Here is a 20,765-nt window from a genome sequence, read left to right as displayed (position 1 = left end):
CTAATGGGTCTCCTGTTGATGTTGCGTGAGGGATTCAACGTTGACCAGATGCTGTACAACTCGCTCCATCTTCATGAAGCGTGAACCTTTTACCAAAACGGTCGCGCCCTGCGGCGCGGCCTGTTCTACCGCCGCATTGAGTGCGGCGATGTCGTCGAAATGCATGGCCTGCGCTACGTTTTGCAGCGCGGGGCCATACGAAGTGACGGCGTGTTTCGTCAATTCGCCCAGTCCGAAGAAGAGCGGGATGCCACGGCTGCGGGCATAGGCACCGATCTCGGCATGGAACTGCGGACCCTGATCGCCGACCTCGCCCATGTCGCCCAGTACCAGCACGCGCGGGCCGGCGATGGACGCCAGCACGTCGATGGCGGCGCGCACGGAATCGGGGTTGGCGTTGTAGGTGTCGTCGATCACCAGCGCACCGCTGCGTGCTTGCTTGCGCTGCAGGCGGCCGTTGACCGGGGCGAAGCTCTGCAGGCCGCGCACCACGGCGTCCACCGGGATGCCGGCACCCAGCGCGCAGGCGACAGCCGCCAGCGCATTGCGTACGTTGTGCTCACCGACGGCAGCCAGTTCCACCTTGAACTGTGCGGGCGGCACGGCCAGCCCTTTCACCGTTATTTGCAGGGTGCTGCCGAAAGCGGTGGCCTGGTAGCTGGCGCTCACATCGGCTTGCGCATTCAGGCCGAAGGTCAGCACGCGGCGCGCACCGGCTTCTTCACGCCAGAGCGCAGTGAAATCGTCATCGGCCGGGAACACGGCCACGCCATCGGCGGGCAGGTGGCGGATCACGGCGCCATTCTCGCGGGCCACCGCTTCCACGCTGGCCATGAATTCCTGATGCTCGCGCTGGGCATTGTTAACCAGGCCCAGCGTCGGCGCTGCGATGCGCGAGAGCACGGCGATCTCGCCCGGATGGTTCATGCCCATCTCGATGACGGCCGCCTGGTGTTGTGCGCGCAGGCGGAACAGGGTCAGCGGCACGCCGATCTCGTTGTTGAAATTGCCGCGCGTGCCCAGGTAGCCGTCTTCACCGAAGGCGGCAGCGAGGATGGCGGCGATCATTTCCTTGACGGTGGTCTTGCCGTTGCTGCCAGTGACGCCAATGACCGGAATCTGGCGCTGCGCACGCCAGCCATGGGCGATCTGGCCCAGTGCGGCGCGGGTGTCCGGCACCACGATGGCCGGTACGCTCAATCCCGGCGGCACGCGGTCGACCACCACGGCGGCAGCGCCTTGGGCGACCACCGCATCGAGGAAATCATGCGCATCGAAACGTTCGCCGCGCAGCGCGACGAAGACATTGCCGGGCTTGACCGCACGGCTGTCGGTGACCACGTCATTGAGGCCGAGCACGCCGGCCGGCGCATTGACCACGCCCGGCACGGTGTGCGCGGAGGCGGCTTCCTCGGCGGTGCGGATCCATTCCAGCAACTGGCGGAAATCGAATCGCATCATGCGCCCCCCATCATGGTCGAGCGCGCGGCGAGCGCCAGCGCGACATGGTCGGCATCGAGGAAGGGCAATTTCTTGCCGGCGATTTCCTGGTAGGGCTCGTGCCCCTTGCCGGCCAGCAGGACCACATCGGCCTTGGTGGCATGGCGGATCGCCCACAGGATGGCACCGGCGCGATCAGGCAGCACGGTCGGTTCCACGCGGCTCATGCCGGCGCGGATCTGTTCGATGATGGCATTGGGATCTTCGGTGCGCGGGTTGTCGCTGGTCAGCACGACCTGGTCGGCCTGCTCGGCGATCTGGCCCATCTGCGGGCGCTTGCCCGGATCGCGATCGCCACCGCAGCCGAACACGCACCACAGCTGGCCACCGCGCTGGGTAGCGACCTGGCGCAAGGTGGACAGGGTCTTGTCGAGGGCGTCGGGCGTATGCGCGTAATCGATCACGATCAGCGGTACATCGGGTCCGCCGAATTGCTGCATGCGGCCGGGCGCCGGGCTCAGCGCAGCGGCAGCCGCGACCACGGCATCCCAGGCCACGCCCTGGGTCAGCAGCACGCCCATGATGCCCAGCACGTTGCTGACATTGAAGCGTCCCACCAGCTGGGTCTTGACCTGGCCGCTGCCGAAAGGCGAATCGACATGGAAGGCAGTCCCGGTATGGCTGCTGCGCAATTGGCTGGCGCGCAAAGTCGGTACGCCGTGCGTGTCGCCGCCCTGCTCGTCGGCAATGGCGTAGCCGATCACCGGCAGCTTGCGCTCGGCCAGCAGCGGCAGCAGGCGCTGGCCCATGCCGTCGTCCAGGTTGACCACGGCGTGTTTCAGGCCGGGCCACTGGAACAGCTTGCGCTTGGCGTCTTCGTAGGTCTGCATGTCACCGTGGAAATCCAGGTGATCGCGGGTGAAATTGGTCAACAGGGCGACATCGACGTGCATGCCGTTCATGCGGCCCTGGGCCAGTCCGATGGAGGAAGCCTCGATGGCCAGCGCGCTCACGCGGGCCTGCGACAGCTTGAACAGGCTGCGTTGCAGCAGCACGGCGTCCGGGGTGGTGTAGCCGGTGACGTCGAAGCCTTGCGGCTTGCCGTTGACGAATGACCCCACGCCCAGCGTGCCGATGACACCGGCGCTGCTGGCACCGGCCAAGCGCGACAGTGCCGTACCCAGCCAGTAGGCGCAGGAGGTCTTGCCGTTGGTGCCGGTCACGGCCACCGTCAGCATGTGCTGGTCAGGCTGGCCATACCAGGCGGCGGCGATCTCGCCGGCACGCATCTTCAGGTCGGCCACGGCCAGGTGCGGCGCATCGATCTGCTCGGGCCAGCTGTAGCCATCGGCTTCATACAGCACGGCAGCGGCACCGCGCTCGACGGCATCGGCAATATAGGAACGGCCGTCGGCGTCGCCCACGTAGGCGAAGAACACGTCGCCCGCTGCCACGCGGCGGGAATCCGAGGTCAGTTGCGCAGACGGCGACGCCTGGCGCAGCCAGGCGAGGATCTCTTGAAGGCTCGGAACGCGCTGGGACATTACATGCTCTCCTCTAGCGGTTCTTTGGGAATGATGATGTTGGTCACGCTGGAATCAGGCGGTACGTTCAATGCGCGCAAGGCATTGGCGGCCACGTTGGCAAACACCGGGCCGGCCACCGGGCCGCCGTAGTGCTGGCCTTGCGGCTCGTCGATCATCACCGAGATGATCAGGCGCGGGTCCGACATCGGGGCGATGCCCGAGAAGGAGGCCACGTACTTGCGCACATACTTGCCGCCCTCGATCTTGTAGGCGGTACCGGTCTTGCCACCGACGCGATAGCCCGGCACCTGGGCCTGCGGGGCCGTGCCGCCGGGAGCGACCACGGTTTCCAGCATGCGGCGCATCTGCAGGGCGGTATCGGCCGAGATGACGCGCTGGCCAATGGGCGAATCGGTGACCTTGGTGAAGGACAGCGGAATGATGTCGCCATTGCGGGCGAAGATCAGGTAAGCGTGCGCCAGCTGGATCAGCGAGACCGAGATGCCGTGGCCGTAGCTCATGGTGGCCTGCTCGATCGGACGCCACGACTTGTAGGGACGCACGCGCCCGGCCACCGCACCCGGGAAGCCGAACTTGGGCTGCTGGCCGAAGCCGACCGTGGTGAACATTTCCCACATCTCTTCCGGCGGCATGCCCAGCGCGATCTTGGCGGTACCGATGTTGGAAGACTTCTCGATGATCTGCGCCACCGTCAGCGGACCGTGGGCATGCGAGTCGCCGATGGTGGCGGTGCCGATGGTCATCTTGCCAGGCGCGGTCTGGAACACGGTCGAGGGCGTGACGCGATGGGTATCCAGCGCCAGGGCCACGGTAAAGGGCTTGAGCGTGGAGCCGGGTTCGAAGGTATCGGTCACGACGCGGTTGCGCAGCTGCGCGCCGGTCAGTACCGAACGGTCATTGGGGTTGTAGGTCGGCAGGTTGGCCAGGGCCAGCACCTCACCGGTCTTGGCATCGACCACGATGATGCCGCCGGCCTTGGCCTTGAATTTCTCGACCGCTTCCTTCAACTGGGTGAAGGCGATGTACTGGATCTTGCTGTCGATGGACAGGGTCAGGTCGCGGCCGTCATGCGGTTCGCGGATGGATTCGATGTCTTCCACCACGCGGCCCAGGCGATCCTTGATGACGCGGCGGCTGCCGGTCATGCCGGCCAGGGTCTTCTGCGCGGCCAGTTCCATGCCGTCCTGCCCGGCGTCTTCGATATTGGTGAAGCCGACCACGTGCGCCATCACCTCGCCTTCGGGATAGAAGCGCTTGTATTCCTTGCGGGTCTCGATGCCGGGGATGCCCAGCTTGACGATCTTGTCAGCGGTATCCTGTTCGACCTGACGCTTCAGGTAGACGAAGCTGCGGTCGGAATCGAGCTTCTTGCGCAGTTCGGCATCGCTCATTTCCAGCAGCTTGGCCAGCTGCACCAGCTTGTCCTTGGGTGCGGCCTGCACGTCTTCCGGGATGGCCCAGATGGCCTTGACCGGCACCGACGAAGCCAGCACCTGGCCGTTGCGGTCGGTGATCTTGCCGCGTGTGGCGGGCAATTCGAGCGTGCGAGCGTAGCGTGACGCCCCCTGCTTCTGCAGGAAATCGGTGGACACGCCTTGCAGCCACAGCGCGCGCAATACCAGCGCCACGAAGGCGGCAAACAGCACGAACAGCACGAAGCGCGAACGCCAGGCCGGCAGCTTGACCTGCAAGATGGGATTGGAAGAAAACGCCACGCCCTTGGAAGCCGCCACACGGCCACCGGAGAGGTTGGTACGCGGAGGCATCTTGGTCATGGTGCCCCCACGGTCAGGTATTGGGTACGGGCGGAGGAGACCGGAACCATGCCCAGGTCACGGCGCGCCAGTTCCTCGATGCGGGCGTTCTTGCCCAGCGTCGATTGGTCCAGCTGCAGCTGCGCCCAGTCGACGTCGAGCTGGCGGGCCGCGCTCTGGGCGCGTTCCAGCTCGATGAACAGGCTGCGGGCCTTGTACTGGGCGCTCACGACCGACAGCGCGCAACCCACCAGCATGATGGTCAGCAGGATGCACAGACGCCCGGTCATGCAGGCGCCCCTTGGGTCGTGGTGGAGGAAACGGGCGTCACGCGCTCCAGGCCGCGCATGACCGCCGAGCGGGCACGCGGGTTGGCAGTGACTTCGTCAGTGCTGGGCATGACACGCGGCAGCAGGCGGGCCGGCGCTTGCGGCAGGTCCACGGCACGGATCGGCAGGCGACGGTCGGGCTGCGGCGCATGGGCTTTGGAGGCCATGAACTGCTTGACGATGCGATCTTCCAGCGAGTGAAAGCTGATCACGACCAATCTCCCGTGCTGCGCCATCTGGGCAAATGCCTTGTCCAGACCTACTTCGAGTTCTTCAAGCTCTTGATTGACGAAAATCCGTACAGCCTGAAATGTACGAGTGGCCGGGTCTTTGCCTTTCTCGCGGGTTTTGACGGCTTGTGCCACGAGCGCGGCAAGCTGTCGTGTGCTTGAAATTGGCTCGATTGCCCGGCCAGCAACAATCTTCTTTGCAATCTGAAGAGCAAACCGTTCTTCCCCATAATCTCGTATCACCTTTGCAATCTGCTGTTCATCTGCCGTTGCCAGCCATTCCGCTGCCGACACGCCACGGGTGGTATCCATGCGCATGTCCAGCGGGCCATCGAGGCGAAAACTGAAGCCGCGCGCGGCGTCATCCACCTGCGGCGACGAGATGCCCAAATCCATCAATACGCCGTCGACCTGCGCAATGCCGCGTGCGGCGAGCGCTTCATCCATGGTCGCGAAGCTGTCGTGCACGATCTCGAACCGGGCATCGTCAATCTTCTGCGCCGTGGCGATGGCCAACGGATCCTTGTCAAATGCGATCAGGCGCCCTTGCGGGCCCAGCCTGGACAGGATGGCGCGGCTATGACCGCCACGACCGAAGGTTCCGTCCAGGTAAATGCCATTGGCGCGCTCGCCCGCAATGGCTAGCGCGTCCACGGCTTCTTCCAACAGCACGGTGCGGTGCTGCAGCTCGGGCACCGGTTGCAGATTCATCTTGTCCGGCCGTCAGAAGGAAAAGTTGCTCAACACATCCGGCATGCCACCTGCCACAGCCTCGGCTTCGCTTTCGGCCAGCTTGACGGCATCCCAGATTTCGAAATGACTACCCATGCCCAGCAACATCACATCGCGCTGCAAGCCCACGGCCGCGCGCAGTTCGGGCGCGATCAGGATGCGGCCGGCGCTGTCGAGCTCCACGTCCTGGGCATTGCCCAGGAAGATGCGCTGCCAGGCACGGGCCGACATCGGCCAGTTGGCGATCTGCTCGCGATGCGTCTCCCAGGTCGGGCGCGGGAAAAACAGCAGGCAGCCATGCGGATGGCGCGTCACGGTGGCGCGTCCCTCGCACTGCACAATCAGGGCGTCACGATGCTTGGCCGGAATGGTCATCCGTCCTTTGGCATCGAGATTGAGTGCTGACGCGCCCTGGAACACTGTGTTTTTCCTTCGCCTGCGGCGAGTGAGATTGCTGATCGGGTGCCGTGTCCTGCCGGGCAAATGCAAATGACGCCACAAATGCCCCACAAAAAAACACTTTTTGACACTGCCGCCCACTTTAGTGGATGCACTATTGCAGGTCAAGCGGTATACGCAGCGAAAAACCGGGATTTTGCTAATAAAGTCAAAGACTTAGCGCACTTCCTTAAAACCGGCCATTCACAACATTTGTGAAGAAAATGAAGGACTTAGCATTTACATTGAAGGTGCAACCTGAGCTATACACATGTGTTTCGCGCCAGAATTGCGCAACGGCGCGGATTTGCGCCGCATGGAATAGCCGCTGTGCCCGATTTCGGGGCAGCGCCAGAGAGGAAATTGGAGGGAATCCGGCTGCGCCCGATTTGCGAGTGCGCGAGGCCAAGGGACATGGATTTTGCAGTGCAACTTAAGTTCAGCAGATGACCGGAAAAAGGGCAAAAAATATCCGGATTCGGGATGCCATCACCCGGATCGTTTTCCATCCCGGTCACAACCACGAGGAAGGTGATACCGGGAGGGCGTACAGGAAGGAGGTCGGCGAAGCAGCATCCGAGCCCGAAACTTCATCAAATTCTTCGTCAAATGAATGGCCGGAAGCGTTTTTGTTTTGACTTCCGCGGCGAGCACCTTTTACTATCCGTGTCTTTGGGAAGATCGATACGCAAGAACGCGGCCGGCATGGCCCGTTTGCGGGTGTTGAAAAGCACGTCGATTTTTTTCAATCCAAGCCGGTTCCGGCCAGGGCCTATCGGCTGAAAACGCAGATAGGGCTTGCGGATCCGGCTCATTCCAGTGCTAAAATCTGGGCACCTTAACAGTGAAAGGAATTTTAAAGTGAACAAATCTGAATTGGTTGACGTTATCGCCGCCGACACCGAGATCTCCAAGGCAGCAGCCCAGCGCGCGCTGGACTCCGTCATCGAGAACATCATCAAGGCCGTGACCAAGGGCGATACCGTGCAATTGGTTGGCTTCGGTTCCTTCTCGACCGGCAAGCGCGCTGCTCGCACCGGCCGTAACCCGCAAACCGGCGAAGAAATCAAGATCGCCGCTGCAACCACCGTGAAGTTCTCGGCTGGCAAGGCTTTCAAGGAAGCCGTGAACAAGAAGAAGAAATAATTTCACGCTTCGCGCATTTGAATGCCCTAAACCAGGTTCAGGGCATTCAAATCGAGGCCGATTCGACAGGATCGGCCGTCCCCTCCCCCCTCGCTTCACCCGCTTCAGCACTACACTCCCCTGATGGTTCTTCGCTTGCACACTGGCCACAGTGAATGCACGGTGTCTGGACGCACTCCTTGCACAAGCCCCGCCAGCACAGTTGCCACACGGCCCGGCACGCACAGCAGGAGCGACCTCCATGAGCAGCAAGCTTCGTTTGCCAAGACCACCCGCAGCGCCTAGAATTTTTTCGGCCTGACTTCTGCACACTGCCTCACTTCCGCTTGCCGTCCCGTCTTACACCATGAACAGCCGGCCCGTCCGGCTCACCCAAGGAGACCGTCGATGAATAGCCCTGCCCAGCGTCCGCCACTTCCCCCCTTCACCCGCGAGACCGCGGCCATGAAGGCGCGTGCCGCAGAAGATGCGTGGAATTCCTGCGATCCGCAACGCGTCTCGCTGGCCTATACCGAAGACAGCCGCTGGCGCAATCGTGCAGATTTCGTCCACGGACGAGCCGAGATCGTCGCCTTCCTCACCCGCAAATGGGCGCGCGAACTGGATTACCGCCTCATCAAGGAAGTCTGGGCGCACGAAGGCAACCGCATCGCCGTGCGCTTCGCCTATGAATGGCACGACGATTCGGGGAGCTGGTTCCGCTCCTATGGCAATGAAAACTGGGAATTCGACGAGCATGGCCTGATGCGCCTGCGCCATGCCTCCATCAATGACCTGCCGATCAAGGAAGCCGACCGCAAATTCCACTGGGACCGTTCAGGTCCGCGCCCGGCAGATCATCCGAGCCTGTCCGAACTGGGTCTGTAAGGCCGGACCGCTGGCCCGGCCGGAGAGTGCCTGAAGCCTTTCAGGCACCCAGGTCAGCCAGCGGATGATCCGCCTGCGGCCACGGATCAGCGAAGAAACCTTCCACCCATTGCGGCGTGGCAGCGGCCAGCGAAGCCGGATTCCATTGCGGTTTCTGGTCCTTCTCGATGATCAGTGCGCGGATGCCTTCGACGAAATCGGGGCGTGCCGCGCAATGCAGCGAGACCACGAATTCCAGCCGGAACACCTGCGCCAGCGACAGCGGACGCACCCGCTTCTGCAAGGCGTAGCCCAGCCACGCCGAGCCGGGCGAACCGGCGCGCAAGGTCGCTTGTGCCTTGACGAGCCAGGCATCCTCGGTCTCCAAGGTGAGGATGCCGTCCACGATCTCGGGCAGCGTGGGCCGGCGGCACAGGGAGTCGATCAGATCGAAATGCGTGCGCAGGTTGGCGGCCGCGAAGACCGCCGCCCCTTCTTGCGAGGAGGAGGCCTGCGCGCTTGCCAGGACACGATCCAGCAATTCGGCATCATTGCCCTGCCCCCACGGCTGCATCAGCAGGGCATCGATCACCGAGGCCTTGGCGGCATGCGCCACGCGATAGTCAGCCAGCCCGGCGAAGAGCGCGTCGTTGGCATTGAGGTTGGCACCGGTCAGCGCCAGGAAGATGCCGGTCTTGCCCGGCATGCGCGCCAGGAACCAGCTGCCGCCCACATCCGGATAAAGCCCGATGGTGATTTCCGGCATGGCCAGGCGCGATTTTTCGGTGACCACGCGGTGGCTGCAACCGGCCATCAGGCCAATGCCGCCGCCCATGACGATGCCATGCCCCCAGCACAGGATGGGCTTGGCGAAGCTGTGGACAAGATAATCCAGACGATATTCGTGCTCAAAGAATTCGGCCGCGTAGGTATTGGCGCGGATGTCCTCGCGTGCGGGCGAAGCGTGATGCTCGCGCATGGACCGATAGAGCTGCTGCAGGTCGCCCCCGGCACAGAAGGCTTTCTCGCCCTGCGCCTGCAGGATCACCATGGCCACGCCCGGATCGGCCTGCCACTGCTGCAGTTGCGGCGTGAGCAGCCGGACCATCTCCAGCGAGATGGCGTGCAGCGTCTTTTCGGAAGCGAGGGTGGCGATACCGATGCGACGGCCGTTGGCGGCCGTCAGTTCTTCGATTACCACGGGGGCGGCGGTTTGATTCATGGGTCTCCTGGGTCTCTGGCGAGCCCGCAGTGCCCACGGGCCGCAGTGTGTTTTATGTCAATGAATTCAATGAAGCAGGCCGGTAGGCCGGATTCTGTTACGGCGGGAAACCCGCTATGACAGCCATTCCTCTAGGCGACGGATCACTCCGCCGCTCAAGCTTTCTACCCGCACGCTCCGCGAGCCACATCAACGCGTGCCTATTTGAAATTGCTCCGGGTGGAGGTTACCGCGTTTCACCGTAACTGAATACGCTCGTCTCTGTGGCCCTGTTCCTCGCCTTATACCGGCTTGCGCCAGCTTTCAGCGGACGGCCGTTAACCGTCACCCTGCTCTGTGGAGTCCGGACCTTCCTCCCGCCACCTCCTTGCGAAGGCGGCCAGCGGCTGTCTGGCCTGCATCGGGCGCTATTGTAGCGCAGCATGACCCGGCACCGGAGATCCTCCGTCGCAAAACGCTTTTGCGTGCGCGCAAAAGCTCATGCCAATTCGGCATGTGACACCCGTGCGGCTCTTCGGTAGTCTGCTGCTGATCCGCTGCAGGCCACGTGCCGCGCGGTTCTTGACTGACTTCAACGAAATTCCATGCATATCTGCGTAATGGGCGCCGGCGTGATCGGCGTGACCACTGCCTACCGTCTCCTGCAGGATGGCCATCAGGTCAGCCTCATCGATGCTCGCCAACAGCCCGGCGAGGGCACCAGCCAGGGCAATGGCGCCCAGCTCAGTTACTCCTATGTGGCGCCCTTGGCCGACCCCTCGGTCTGGACCAAGTGGGCTTACTACCTGTTCAGCAAGGATTCGCCGCTGACCATCCGGCCTACCGCCGATCTCGACCAGTACCGCTGGCTGCTGGAATTCCTGCGCTGCTGCAATGCGCAGCGGGTGCGCCAGACCACCATCGACCTGCTGCAACTGGCCTTCTACAGCCGCGATCAGCTCACGCAATGGAACGCCGGCCTGCAGCTGTCATTCGACCATCAACGTTCCGGCAAGCTGGTGATGTTCACCGACGCGCAGGGACTGGAAGCCGCCGCGCAGCAGGTGCAATTCCAGTCGCAATATGGCTGCCAACAGGAAGTCCTGGGCGCGGCCGAATGCATCCGCATCGAGCCGGCGCTGGGCCACTCGCAGCGCGACTGGGTCGGCGGCGTTTACACGCCGAGCGAAGAAGCGGGCGATTGCCCGCAGTTCTGCCGCGCGCTGGTGGCGTCCATGCAGGCCCATCCGAACTTCCGCTTCATCGGCGGCGCCCGCGTCAGTGAGGTGCGCCTTGAAGGCCGCGCGCTGCGTGCGGTACAGGCCGGTGGCCAATGGATTGCGGCCGATCGCTTCGTGCTGGCGCTGGGCGCCGAGAGCGTGGAGTTCGCCCGCTTGCTGGACTTGCGCCTGCCGCTCTATCCGCTCAAGGGTTACAGCATCACCGTACCGCTGGAGGACGAAGCCAGCCGCACGGCAGCACCCCAGGTCTCCATCACCGACATCGCCCGGAAGATCGTTTATGCGCGCCTGGGCCAGCGCCTGCGCGTGGCCGGACGCATCGAGCTGGTGGGCCAGGATCGCAGCATCCCGCCGGCGGCCATCGAAGAACTGAAGAACGGCCTGCGCGAACTCTTCCCTGGCTGTGCGCTGGGTGAGGATGCCACGCTGTCGCCGTGGATGGGCTTTCGTCCGGCCACCCCGAGCGGCGTGCCGATCGTGGGCGCCTCGCCGGTGGAGAATCTTCATCTCAACATCGGCCAGGGTGCGCTGGGCTGGACGCTGGCCTGCGGCAGCGCGGCGCTGGTCGCCGACCAGATCGCCGGCCGCCGCCGCGCCATCGACGACACGGCCTTCCAGTACCGCGGCTGAAGAAGTTTCATGCCAGGCTTCGGCATTCGGACTTAACATGGCCCCTGGCCTGCAATGGCGCAGGCCCATCCATGGGAGACGAACGATGCGGGAAAACCGGCTGCGCACCCTCTTCGCGCAACAGCAACTGGCCCTCTCGGGCTGGGTATCGATGGGCAATTCGCTGCTGGCCGAGGTGCTGGGCCACAGCGGCTACGATGCGGTGACGGTGGACCTGCAGCATGGCCCGTTCTCGATCGAATCGGCACTGCCCATGCTGCAGGCCATCTCCAGCACGCCCGCCGTGCCGCTGGTGCGCTGTTCCGAAAACAGCCTGGGAGAAATCAACAAGCTGCTCGACGCAGGTGCCTATGGCGTGATCTGCCCGCTGATCAACACGGCGGCGGATGCCGAGCGCTTCGTGCGTGCCTGCCATTATTCACCGCGCGGCGGTCGCAGCTATGGCCCGGCGCGCGGCTTCCTGTATGGCGGTGCGGACTACTTCGCCCACGCCAACGCCACCATCCTGACCCTGGCCATGATCGAAACCCGCGAAGGCTACGCCAACGCCGAAGCGATCCTGCAGACTCCGGACCTGGACGGCATCTTCATCGGCCCCAGCGACCTGGCCATCGAACTCGGCCTGGCGCCGGACGCCTACGATGATGCACGCCTCAACGAGGCCATCGATCATCTGCTGGCGCTGGCGCGCAAGCTGGGCAAATACGTGGGGATCTTCGCCGGCACCATGGAGATGGCGCAGCGCATGAAGGGCATCGGCATGGACCTGGTGGTGCCGGGGACTGACATTCAGCAGATCAAGGCGGAGGGGGCGCGGAGGATCGCTGCGTTGCGGTGATTCAAGCGAAATATGAAGTGGGCATCGGTCAATCGGACCTGAACGGTTGAAATCGGGACCACTTGGTGAAGAAAAAGACGGAAAACCACCCGCACCACCACCTTTTCGCCAGGCGCTCAACCGGCAAAGCTGATTTGCGGCTTCAGTCCCAGCTTGCCATCACGCTGTGGGCACCAGCTGGCCTGCCGCTGAGGTCTGGCCGCTGTGATGCCGCACTGATAAAATGTTCAACTTACATCAAGTTGATCAAAGCACACCGACTGTCTGGTTTCTCTCGATGGCGACGACGGCGGCAGTACTGATTGAGAACAACCAATCCTTACTGCGCCTAATTGGGGTGCGTCGGGTCGGTTCGTTCACTGAGCCAGCCGAACAGGCTGGGCGAAAAGTACACAAGCTGTCGCGCAAGCTCCGCGCGATGCAGAGATGCCGGTTGGTGGCGTTGGCTTGAACGTGCGCCAAATCAAGCCGGTCGCGCTCACAACCAGTTTCAAGATCCTGATTGACCAAGGGACGACACATGCAAGGGGAAACAATGCCAGATGGCGTGATCACCGAAGCGGACACCTGCCGTGAATTCGTCACACCGCGTTTGGTTGATGCAGGCTGGGGGATGACGCCGCACTTGATCGGAGAGCAGCGCAGCTTCACCAATGGGCGAATCATCGTTGCGGGCGGCAAAGTAAGGCGAGGCAAGATAAAACGGGCTGACTACATCCTGTATTACCGCCGAGACTATCCCTTGGCCGTCGTCGAGGCCAAGGAAGTTGGCTCTCCCCCGGAGACCGGCGTGCAGCAGGCGCGCGAGTACGCCGAGATTCTGGGCCTGAAGTTTGCCTATGCCACCAACGGCCACCGCATCATAGAAATCGACTACACCACCGGCACTGAACGCGAAGTGGATCGATACGCCACGCCAGACGAGCTGTTCGCGCGGCTGACCGCAGCCACGCAATTGCCTCCAGCGACGACACCTCATCTGCTCGAACCGTTCAATCTGGCCTCGGGCAAGGTACCGCGCTACTACCAGCAGATCGCGATTCATCGCGTGATCGAATCGATCCTGCTCGGGGAGAAACGCATTCTGGCCACATTGGCCACCGGTACTGGCAAGACTTGCGTCGCCTTCCAGATTTGCTGGAAGTTGTGGAACAGCCGCTGGAATCGAACTGGCGAGCATCGCCGCCCCAAGATTCTGTTCCTGGCCGACCGCAACATCCTGGTGGATGACCCCATGGCCAAGATGTTTGCGCCCTTTGGCGATGCCCGCCACAAGATTGCAGGCGGCGATACCACACAGAGCCGGGACATCTATTTTGGTATCTACCAAGCGCTGACCACGTCCAACGCCGACGTATTCCGACAATATCGTCGTGATTTCTTCGACCTGATCATCATTGATGAATGCCATCGCGGCTCCAGTCGGGATGAAAGCGCTTGGCGTGCCGTGCTCGATTACTTCGAGCCCGCTGTGCAGTTTGGCATGACCGCCACGCCCTTGCGTGAAGAATCTCGCGACAGCTACGAATACTTCGGCAATCCCGTTTTCACCTACAGCCTGCGCCAAGGTATCGAGGATGGCTTCCTGGCCCCCTATCGGGTGCATCGCGTCATTACGACTGTCGATGCAGCCGGTTGGCGTCCCGGCAAGGATGAGCTGGACCGCTACGGCCGCCAAGTTCCCGACGAGGAATACCAGACCAAGGACTTCGAGCGCGTGGTAGCCCTGCGCTCCAGAACGCGTGCCATCGCCAAGCACCTGACCGACCTGCTCAAAGGCACGGACCGTTTCGCCAAAACCTTGGTGTTCTGCGTCGATCAGGAGCATGCGGCCGAGATGCGCCAGGAATTGCTCAATCTCAACAGCGACCTGGTCAAGCAGTATCCGGATTACGCATGCCGTGTCACTGCTGACGAGGGCGCCATTGGTCTCACCCATTTGTCGCACTTCCAGGACGTAGACAAGCCCACGCCCGTGATTCTGACGACATCGCAGTTGCTGACCACGGGCGTCGACGCCGAGATGGTCAAGAACGTGGTGCTGGCGAGGGTGGTCGGTTCGCGCTCCGAGTTCAAGCAGATCGTCGGTCGCGGCACAAGGCTGAAACTTGAATACGGCAAGGAATATTTCAACATCATCGACTTTACAGGCACGGCCACGCGCCACTTTGCCGATCCTGATTTCGACGGTGATCCGGCACGGATCGAAGAAGTATCCATTGATGAATCGGGCGACGTAATGGCCGCTGCACCAGAAGAAGTTCCTTTCGTTGCCGAGTCCAGAGCCGAATTCGAGGTCGAGTTCGATCCCGAACAGCAAGGTGAAACAGGGGATGGCGAGATCATCTCCGACCCGCCCGTGGAGCCCCGCAAGTTCTACATCGATGGGGGACAGGTGGAAGTCATCGGTCATCTGGTCTACGACCTCGATACCGACGGCAAGAAACTTCAGGTGGTCAAGTACACCGAATACTCCGGCCGCGCTGTTCGTACTCTCTTTCCCACGCGGGAAGCATTACAATCCGCTTGGGCCAATCCGGACACGCGTGCAGAAGTGCTGCGCGAGCTGACGGAGCGTGGCATCAGTTTTGAAGAGCTGGCGCACAGTAGCGAGCAACCCGACACCGATCCGTTCGACCTGCTGTGCCATTTGGCCTGGAACGCACCGTTGCTTACCCGTCGCCAACGCGCGGAAGTGGCCAAGCGCAAGTCCAGGGATTTGTTCGCCCAGCACGGCGATACCGCGCGCGAAATCCTCTCGCTGCTGCTTGACCGTTATATCGAGCGCGGCATCCTGCAATTCAACGCGCTGTCGGAATTGATGAAAGTCAGCCCCTTCGACCGATACGGCAATCCTTCCGAGATCGCCACCCGCCACTTCGGTGGCATGCGCGGCATGAAGGACGCTATTTCGCAGCTCCAGACTGCCCTGTACCAATAATGAAAACCTGTTTCAATGGCAAAGAACACCGCACCAAGCACTGAAAAGAAAGCGCGAGCACCGCGCAAAGCCACGACAACGCTCACTACCCGGGAAAACCTTTCCGCATTGATCGGTACTGCCCGCAAGATCCTGCGCAAAGACAAAGGGCTCAACGGCGACGTGGACAGACTGCCACTGCTCACTTGGGTCATGTTCCTCAAGTTCCTCGACGACCTCGAAATCGTGCATGCAGAAGAGGCTGAGCTCGATGGCAAGGCCTATGAGCCCATCATCGAAGCGCCCTTCCGTTGGCGTGACTGGGCGGCCAGGGAAGATGGGATCAGCGGTGACGAACTGCTGGCCTTCATCAGCCAGGAAAAGGCTGTGCACGCTGACGGCAAAACCGGAAAAGGCTTGTTCGCCTATCTGCGCGGCCTGGCCGGGGAAGGCGAAAAGGGAAGCCAGCGCGAAGTCATCGCCAACGTTTTCAAGGGCGTCCAGAACCGAATGGTCAGCGGGTATCTCCTGCGCGACATCATCAACAAGATCAACGGCATCCACTTTTCTGCCAGCGAGGAAATCCACACACTCTCGCACCTGTACGAATCGATGCTGCGCGAGATGCGTGACGCAGCCGGCGATGCCGGTGAGTTCTACACTCCGCGTCCGGTGGTGCGCTTCATGGTCCAGGTGACTGATCCATGCCTGGGAGAAACGGTACTCGATCCGGCTTGCGGCACGGCCGGTTTCCTGGTCGAAGCCTACGACCATATCGCACCCAAAGTGGCCACCCCGGACCAGCGCCGGGCCCTGCAGCGCGACACCCTGTACGGACAGGAAGCCAAGCCGCTGCCCTACATGCTGGCGCAGATGAATCTGTTGCTGCATGGTCTGGAAGCACCGCAGATCGCCTATGGCAACACGCTCGAACGGCGGATCAACGAGATCGGGCATGGCGAACGTGTGGATGTGATTCTGACCAACCCGCCTTTTGGCGGCGAGGAAGAGGTCGGCATCAAAGCCAACTTCCCGCCCAATATGCAGACGGCGGAAACCACGCTGCTATTCCTCCAATACATCATGCGCAAGCTGCGTGTGGCCGGGGCTCCGGTACCTGGCGGCAAACCGGCGATCCGTGGCGGCCGTGCTGCCGTCGTCGTACCCAATGGCACCCTGTTTGGCGAAGGCGTCAGTGCCGTCATCAAGGAGGAGATGCTCAAGGAGTTCAAGCTGCACACCATCGTGCGTCTGCCGCAGGGTGTATTTGCTCCTTATACCGATATCCCTGCCAACCTGTTGTTCTTTGAGCGCGGCGGCCCGACCGACACGATCTGGTACTACGAGCTGCCGCTACCTGAAGGTCGCAAGAAGTACAGCAAGACGGCCCCCTTGCAATTCGAAGAATTTGCCCCTGCCCTGGCCTGGTGGAAGCAGCGTGAAGAAGGCCCGCAGGCATGGAAGGTCGACTTTGCGGCCAAGCGCACAGCGGCCCTCGAAGCCGCCTCGCCGCTTTGGCACAAGGCCGACACCGAACGCAATGCAGCCAGCGCCTTGGGCAAGCCCCTCCGCGAGCTGGAGCAAGGCATCCAGGCGGCCACGAATGGCAACAAGGCAGCCCTGCAAGATCAACTGCGCGCCATCAAGGCCAAGCAGCAGGCCCACGAGCAGGCCGCCAAGGAGGCGCAAGCCGAAGGCGATGCGCTCTATTGGCCCATCTACAACCTGGACATCAAAAATCCGCATGCCAAGGCCGGACTGGAACATGCTGACCCGAAAGATCTGATCGCTGCCATGCGCAGCCATGAGGCTGAAGTGATGCGTCTGCTGGGCGAGATTGAGGACTTGGTGGCCGAGGTGCAGGCATGACCGCACCTGGCTTGCCGACGACGCCGAACCAGGCTGACTACGTCGCTGTCCACGCTGATATCGTGGCGCTGCTGGAGGCAGTGCGTCATGCTGCGGCACGCAGCGTCAATGCACTGATGACGGCCTCCTATTGGGAAATAGGACGGCGCATCGTCGAATTCGAGCAGGGCGGCAAGGAACGTGCCGAGTATGGGCAAGCCCTGCTCAAACGTCTTTCCGGGGATCTGTCCAGTCGGTTTGGCCGAGGCTTTTCCGAGCGCAATCTGGAACAGATGCGACTGTTCTACCTTGCGTGGCCAACAGCGCAGATTTCGCAGACAGTGTCTGCGAAATCGTCCCTTTCCCAAATTGCACAGGCCGTACCCGCACAATTGGCTTCAGTCGCAATTTCAAAGATATCAAGCCAGGGCGCCTCGGACCTGGCGTTACTGGCTCAAGCCTTCTCGCTTCCGTGGTCGGCTTATGTGCGCTTGCTCTCGGTCAAGAATCCGCAGGCACGGACCTTTTATGAAACCGAGGCCTTGCGTTGCGGTTGGTCAGTGCGCCAGCTCGACCGGCAGGTCAACAGCCAGTTCTACGAACGGACCGCGCTGTCGCACGATAAGGCTGCGATGCTGGAAAAGGGAGAAGTGGGCGCCCCCGATGACGCCATCACGCCGGAACAAGCCATCAAGGACCCCTTTGTGCTGGAGTTCCTCAACCTCAAGGATGAGTATTCCGAGTCCGACCTGGAAGACGCCTTGATCCGGCATCTGGCCGATTTCCTGCTAGAGCTGGGCGACGACTTCGCCTTTGTCGGCCGCCAGCGCCGCCTGCGTCTGGATGACACCTGGTTTCGTATCGACCTGCTGTTCTTCCATCGCCGGCTCAAGTGCCTGTTGGTGATCGATCTCAAGATCGGCAAGTTCAGCCACACCGATGCGGGACAGATGCACCTGTATCTGAACTACGCGCGCGAGCACTGGATGAAGCCGGAAGAAAACCCGCCCGTGGGATTGATACTGTGCGCGAGCAAAGGCGCGAACGAAGCCCGTTATGCGTTGGAAGGTTTGTCCAACAAGGTGTTGGCGGCCGAATACCAGACGGTATTGCCGGATGAGAAGTTATTGGCAGAGGAACTGGGCAAGACAAGGAAAGAGCTGGAAGCGAAACGGGTCGCGCGCGGTGGCCATACGGAGGACGGTGTATGACGACGTGGCCGAAAGTCGCCCTGGGAGAACTGCTGCAGCGCTCCAATGAATCTGCGGTGCTTGAGCCGGCGGCCGAATATCATGAGGTCACAATCAAGCTGTGGGGAAAAGGTATTGTCAGCCGAGGAAAAGTACGCGGCAGCGATGTCGTGTCGAATCGCAGGGTGGTCAGAGCGAATCAGCTGATCATGTCCAAGATCGACGCGCGCAGTGGTGCAATTGGCCTGGTGCCAAAAGAACTCGATGGGGCCATCGTCAGCAACGACTTCCCATCATTCGAGTTTCGTGATCCGGATCGGTGTGAAGCGGCGTTCATGGGCTGGCTAGTCCGGTCCTCGTCGTTTGTCGACTTATGCAAAGCTGCCAGCGAGGGCACGACCAACCGCGTTCGGATCAAAGAGGATCGTTTTCTCGATCAGCAGATTGCACTGCCGCCGCTGGCTGAACAACAGACCTTGGTAACTCGCCTCGACGCGTTGAGCGAGAAAATTCGGCAGGTCGATGCGCATCTGGATGCAGTCGAGCGTAGCGCAGAGAGGCTGTTAGCTAAGCGGTTTCGCGATATCGTCGCCGACGCACCATTGCTACCTATGGCCGAACTAGCACCGTTGGTACGCCGGGAGCAGTCCATTGCTCTTGATGGAAGTTATCCTGAATTAGGCATTCGCTCTTTCGGAAAAGGTACATTCCACAAACCACCGCTCTCAGGTAGCGAAGTTGGTACGAAGCGCCTTTATCGCATCGAGCCAGGCGATCTGTTATTTTCCAATGTGTTTGCATGGGAAGGTGCGATCGCCATTGCTCAACCTGAGGATGCCGGCCGTTTCGGGTCACACCGCTTCATTACCTGCCTGGCCAACGCAAAACTGACAACAGCCGAGTTCCTGCGTTACTACTTCTTGACCGACGAGGGCATACTGAAGATCGGCGAAGCATCGCCTGGCGGCGCGGGGCGTAACCGCACTCTTGGGTTAGAAAAGCTGATGACCATTGCGGTGCCCGCTCCCCGGTTAGACATGCAACGGACCTTTGATCACCTTCAGGCAGATATTTCCGCACTGAAAGCGAAACACAAAACTATCCGCGCAGCGAACGCCGCGCTATTGCCTGCAACGCTAGAACGTGTGTTTAGACCATAAACGAGGGAGCGTCCAATCGACGTAGCACATTTTACGAGCAGGGCTTTTTCGATATCGGCTCATCGTATTGTTCACGGCCTACTCCAATGGGTGCCCAACGACCTGCCGAAATTTCCCTTCCTGGGTCATCCGGCAAAACACAGTAGCTTGGTACGAGAGTGATTCAACAGCTTGAATCACTCACCCTACCAGCCATTCCCGCTTAGCCCCTCACCACCCGCCCAAAGAACGGATAATTCGGATCGTTGTACCCATGCGTGGACGCATGCCCCGGCGTGACCAGGCTATCGACCAATGCCTCTTCCTCTGCGCTGATCTTCATTTCCGCTGCATCGTAGTAATCCTCCATCTGCTCCAGCGTGCGCGGTCCGGCGATGACGCTGCTGATGGACGCGTTGGCCAGCACCCAGGCGGTGGCGAACTGGCCCAGCTTGATCCCGCGCGCTTCGCAGTGCTGCTGCAGCCGCTGCGCGATCAGCAGCGATTCCTCGCGGAACTCGGTCTCCATCATGCGCTTGTCGCCCCGCCCGGCACGCGTGTCCTGTGGCGGCTTCTGGCCGGGCTGGTACTTGCCGGTCAGCACGCCGCGGGCAATCGGGCTGTAGGGCACCACGCCCAAACCATAGTTGGCGCAGGCCGGCAGGATTTCCACTTCGGGCTGGCGGTTCAACAGGTTGTAATACGGCTGGCACACCAGCGGCAGCGGGACATTGTTCTTCTCGCACAGGCGCACGATCTCGGCAATGCGCCAGCCACGGAAGTTGGAGACGCCAAAGCCGCGGATCTTGCCCGCACGGATCAAATCACCCAGCGCCTGCACGGCCTCTTCCAGGTTCTCGTCCTGGTAGTCGCGGTGCATGTAGAGGATGTCGAGGTAATCGGTATCCAAGCGCTTGAGGATGTTCTCGGTCTCGCGCACGATCCAGCTGCGCGAATAGTGCGACTCATTGGGCTTGCCACTCATGGCATTGCCCAGCTTGCTGGCCAGCACCCACTCATGGCGCTGTCCGGCCAGCAGCTTGCCGACGATTTCCTCGGACTTGCCCTTGGTGTAGACGTCCGCCGTATCGATGAAATTGATGCCATGCTCGCGGGCCGACGCCACGATGCGGCCGGACTCTTCCAGGTCGGTCTGGTCCCCGAACATCATGGACCCCAGACACAGGGCCGATACCTTCAGGTTGCTCTTGCCGAGGCGACGATAATGCATGCTGTCTCCGAATCAAATGGGATGTGGATAACTTAACTGCCGCAAGCCGCTCATTCTAGCGAGCT

At 61.6% G+C, this 20,765-nt stretch carries 17 protein-coding genes and 1 other RNA gene; 9 read left to right on the top strand and 9 right to left on the bottom strand.

Translation table 11 applies throughout. The features are described 5' to 3' along the window. Genes E2K99_RS01760 through mraZ form a run of 6 tightly spaced genes read right to left on the bottom strand, consistent with a single transcriptional unit; the run spans position 1 to position 6,452 of the window. The gene (locus tag E2K99_RS01760) at positions 1-1,461 is read right to left on the bottom strand and encodes a UDP-N-acetylmuramoyl-tripeptide--D-alanyl-D-alanine ligase (protein ID WP_134221145.1); all 1,461 of its coding nucleotides are present in this window, start codon (positions 1,459-1,461) and stop codon (positions 1-3) included. Further along, positions 1,458-2,984, bottom strand: a complete 1,527-nt coding sequence (locus E2K99_RS01755) for a UDP-N-acetylmuramoyl-L-alanyl-D-glutamate--2,6-diaminopimelate ligase (RefSeq protein WP_134221144.1) — start codon at positions 2,982-2,984, stop codon at positions 1,458-1,460. The genes E2K99_RS01760 and E2K99_RS01755 overlap by 4 nt, the downstream gene beginning before the upstream one ends. After that, positions 2,984-4,762, bottom strand: a complete 1,779-nt coding sequence (locus tag E2K99_RS01750) for a peptidoglycan D,D-transpeptidase FtsI family protein (protein ID WP_134221143.1) — start codon at positions 4,760-4,762, stop codon at positions 2,984-2,986. The genes E2K99_RS01755 and E2K99_RS01750 overlap by 1 nt, the downstream gene beginning before the upstream one ends. Continuing rightward, positions 4,759-5,031 (bottom strand): cell division protein FtsL, encoded by a 273-nt coding sequence (gene ftsL / locus E2K99_RS01745; protein WP_034329293.1) that lies wholly within the window; start codon positions 5,029-5,031, stop codon positions 4,759-4,761. Before ftsL ends, E2K99_RS01750 begins: the two co-directional genes overlap by 4 nt. Next, the gene (gene rsmH, locus E2K99_RS01740; RefSeq protein WP_034329291.1) at positions 5,028-6,011 is read right to left on the bottom strand and encodes a 16S rRNA (cytosine(1402)-N(4))-methyltransferase RsmH; all 984 of its coding nucleotides are present in this window, start codon (positions 6,009-6,011) and stop codon (positions 5,028-5,030) included. Before rsmH ends, ftsL begins: the two co-directional genes overlap by 4 nt. A gap of 12 nt (positions 6,012-6,023) precedes the next feature. After that, entirely contained in the window at positions 6,024-6,452 is a 429-nt protein-coding gene (gene mraZ / locus E2K99_RS01735) for a division/cell wall cluster transcriptional repressor MraZ (protein WP_006465511.1), read from the bottom strand. An 879-nt stretch (positions 6,453-7,331) separates the two neighbouring features. On the opposite strand from mraZ, the gene E2K99_RS01730 reads away from it, so the two are divergent. Together E2K99_RS01730 and E2K99_RS01725 are read left to right on the top strand one after the other, a co-directional pair. Beyond that, positions 7,332-7,616, top strand: coding sequence for an HU family DNA-binding protein (locus tag E2K99_RS01730; RefSeq protein ID WP_006465510.1), 285 nt, complete (start codon positions 7,332-7,334; stop codon positions 7,614-7,616). Positions 7,617-8,003: 387 nt separating this feature from the next. Next, complete coding sequence (locus E2K99_RS01725) at positions 8,004-8,483, top strand: nuclear transport factor 2 family protein (protein ID WP_134221142.1); 480 nt, start codon at positions 8,004-8,006, stop codon at positions 8,481-8,483. 40 nt (positions 8,484-8,523) lie between these two features. Here E2K99_RS01725 and E2K99_RS01720 read toward each other — a convergent pair whose 3' ends face one another. Then, the gene (locus E2K99_RS01720) at positions 8,524-9,684 is read right to left on the bottom strand and encodes an enoyl-CoA hydratase/isomerase family protein (RefSeq protein ID WP_134221141.1); all 1,161 of its coding nucleotides are present in this window, start codon (positions 9,682-9,684) and stop codon (positions 8,524-8,526) included. Between the two features lie 67 nt (positions 9,685-9,751). Then, an RNA gene (gene rnpB, locus E2K99_RS01715) (RNase P RNA component class A) lies at positions 9,752-10,086 on the bottom strand. Between the two features lie 182 nt (positions 10,087-10,268). On the opposite strand from rnpB, the gene E2K99_RS01710 reads away from it, so the two are divergent. The 7 genes from E2K99_RS01710 (at position 10,269) to E2K99_RS01685 (ending at position 19,490) form a co-directional block, all read left to right on the top strand. Next, positions 10,269-11,534 carry a D-amino acid dehydrogenase gene (locus E2K99_RS01710; RefSeq protein WP_134221140.1) on the top strand — a complete coding sequence of 422 codons (1,266 nt, stop codon included), beginning with the start codon at positions 10,269-10,271 and terminating at the stop codon, positions 11,532-11,534. Positions 11,535-11,619: 85 nt separating this feature from the next. Then, entirely contained in the window at positions 11,620-12,372 is a 753-nt protein-coding gene (locus tag E2K99_RS01705; RefSeq protein WP_121042510.1) for an HpcH/HpaI aldolase family protein, read from the top strand. 223 nt (positions 12,373-12,595) lie between these two features. Next, positions 12,596-12,823, top strand: a complete 228-nt coding sequence (locus E2K99_RS26250; RefSeq protein ID WP_455583971.1) for an HVO_A0114 family putative DNA-binding protein — start codon at positions 12,596-12,598, stop codon at positions 12,821-12,823. 69 nt (positions 12,824-12,892) lie between these two features. Further along, positions 12,893-15,313 carry an EcoAI/FtnUII family type I restriction enzme subunit R gene (hsdR, locus tag E2K99_RS01700; protein WP_134221139.1) on the top strand — a complete coding sequence of 807 codons (2,421 nt, stop codon included), beginning with the start codon at positions 12,893-12,895 and terminating at the stop codon, positions 15,311-15,313. 162 nt (positions 15,314-15,475) lie between these two features. Then, positions 15,476-17,161, top strand: coding sequence for an HsdM family class I SAM-dependent methyltransferase (locus E2K99_RS01695; protein ID WP_240733833.1), 1,686 nt, complete (start codon positions 15,476-15,478; stop codon positions 17,159-17,161). Beyond that, positions 17,158-18,351: a PDDEXK nuclease domain-containing protein gene (locus E2K99_RS01690; protein ID WP_134221137.1), complete on the top strand. Its 1,194-nt coding sequence runs from the start codon at positions 17,158-17,160 to the stop codon at positions 18,349-18,351. The genes E2K99_RS01695 and E2K99_RS01690 overlap by 4 nt, the downstream gene beginning before the upstream one ends. Further along, the gene (locus tag E2K99_RS01685; RefSeq protein WP_134221136.1) at positions 18,348-19,490 is read left to right on the top strand and encodes a restriction endonuclease subunit S domain-containing protein; all 1,143 of its coding nucleotides are present in this window, start codon (positions 18,348-18,350) and stop codon (positions 19,488-19,490) included. The genes E2K99_RS01690 and E2K99_RS01685 overlap by 4 nt, the downstream gene beginning before the upstream one ends. A 202-nt stretch (positions 19,491-19,692) precedes the next feature. Here E2K99_RS01685 and E2K99_RS01680 read toward each other — a convergent pair whose 3' ends face one another. Beyond that, the gene (locus E2K99_RS01680; RefSeq protein WP_134221135.1) at positions 19,693-20,700 is read right to left on the bottom strand and encodes an aldo/keto reductase; all 1,008 of its coding nucleotides are present in this window, start codon (positions 20,698-20,700) and stop codon (positions 19,693-19,695) included. Positions 20,701-20,765: the final 65 nt, after the last annotated feature.

Source organism: Herbaspirillum huttiense (assembly GCF_004367745.1).
GTDB lineage: Bacteria > Pseudomonadota > Gammaproteobacteria > Burkholderiales > Burkholderiaceae_D > Herbaspirillum > Herbaspirillum huttiense.
This window is presented reverse-complemented; position numbering and strand designations above follow the sequence as displayed.

What these genes read in the sequence shown, in the direction of transcription:
- E2K99_RS01760 (WP_134221145.1), bottom strand. Translation starts at nt 1,461, where the DNA reads ATGATGCGATTCGATTTCCGCCAGTTGCTGGAATGGATCCGCACCGCC.
- E2K99_RS01755 (WP_134221144.1), bottom strand. Translation starts at nt 2,984, where the DNA reads ATGTCCCAGCGCGTTCCGAGCCTTCAAGAGATCCTCGCCTGGCTGCGC.
- E2K99_RS01750 (WP_134221143.1), bottom strand. Translation starts at nt 4,762, where the DNA reads ATGACCAAGATGCCTCCGCGTACCAACCTCTCCGGTGGCCGTGTGGCG.
- ftsL (WP_034329293.1), bottom strand. Translation starts at nt 5,031, where the DNA reads ATGACCGGGCGTCTGTGCATCCTGCTGACCATCATGCTGGTGGGTTGC.
- rsmH (WP_034329291.1), bottom strand. Translation starts at nt 6,011, where the DNA reads ATGAATCTGCAACCGGTGCCCGAGCTGCAGCACCGCACCGTGCTGTTG.
- E2K99_RS01725 (WP_134221142.1), top strand. Translation starts at nt 8,004, where the DNA reads ATGAATAGCCCTGCCCAGCGTCCGCCACTTCCCCCCTTCACCCGCGAG.
- E2K99_RS01720 (WP_134221141.1), bottom strand. Translation starts at nt 9,684, where the DNA reads ATGAATCAAACCGCCGCCCCCGTGGTAATCGAAGAACTGACGGCCGCC.
- E2K99_RS01710 (WP_134221140.1), top strand. Translation starts at nt 10,269, where the DNA reads ATGCATATCTGCGTAATGGGCGCCGGCGTGATCGGCGTGACCACTGCC.
- E2K99_RS01705 (WP_121042510.1), top strand. Translation starts at nt 11,620, where the DNA reads ATGCGGGAAAACCGGCTGCGCACCCTCTTCGCGCAACAGCAACTGGCC.
- E2K99_RS26250 (WP_455583971.1), top strand. Translation starts at nt 12,596, where the DNA reads ATGTTCAACTTACATCAAGTTGATCAAAGCACACCGACTGTCTGGTTT.
- hsdR (WP_134221139.1), top strand. Translation starts at nt 12,893, where the DNA reads ATGCAAGGGGAAACAATGCCAGATGGCGTGATCACCGAAGCGGACACC.
- E2K99_RS01690 (WP_134221137.1), top strand. Translation starts at nt 17,158, where the DNA reads ATGACCGCACCTGGCTTGCCGACGACGCCGAACCAGGCTGACTACGTC.
- E2K99_RS01685 (WP_134221136.1), top strand. Translation starts at nt 18,348, where the DNA reads ATGACGACGTGGCCGAAAGTCGCCCTGGGAGAACTGCTGCAGCGCTCC.
- E2K99_RS01680 (WP_134221135.1), bottom strand. Translation starts at nt 20,700, where the DNA reads ATGCATTATCGTCGCCTCGGCAAGAGCAACCTGAAGGTATCGGCCCTG.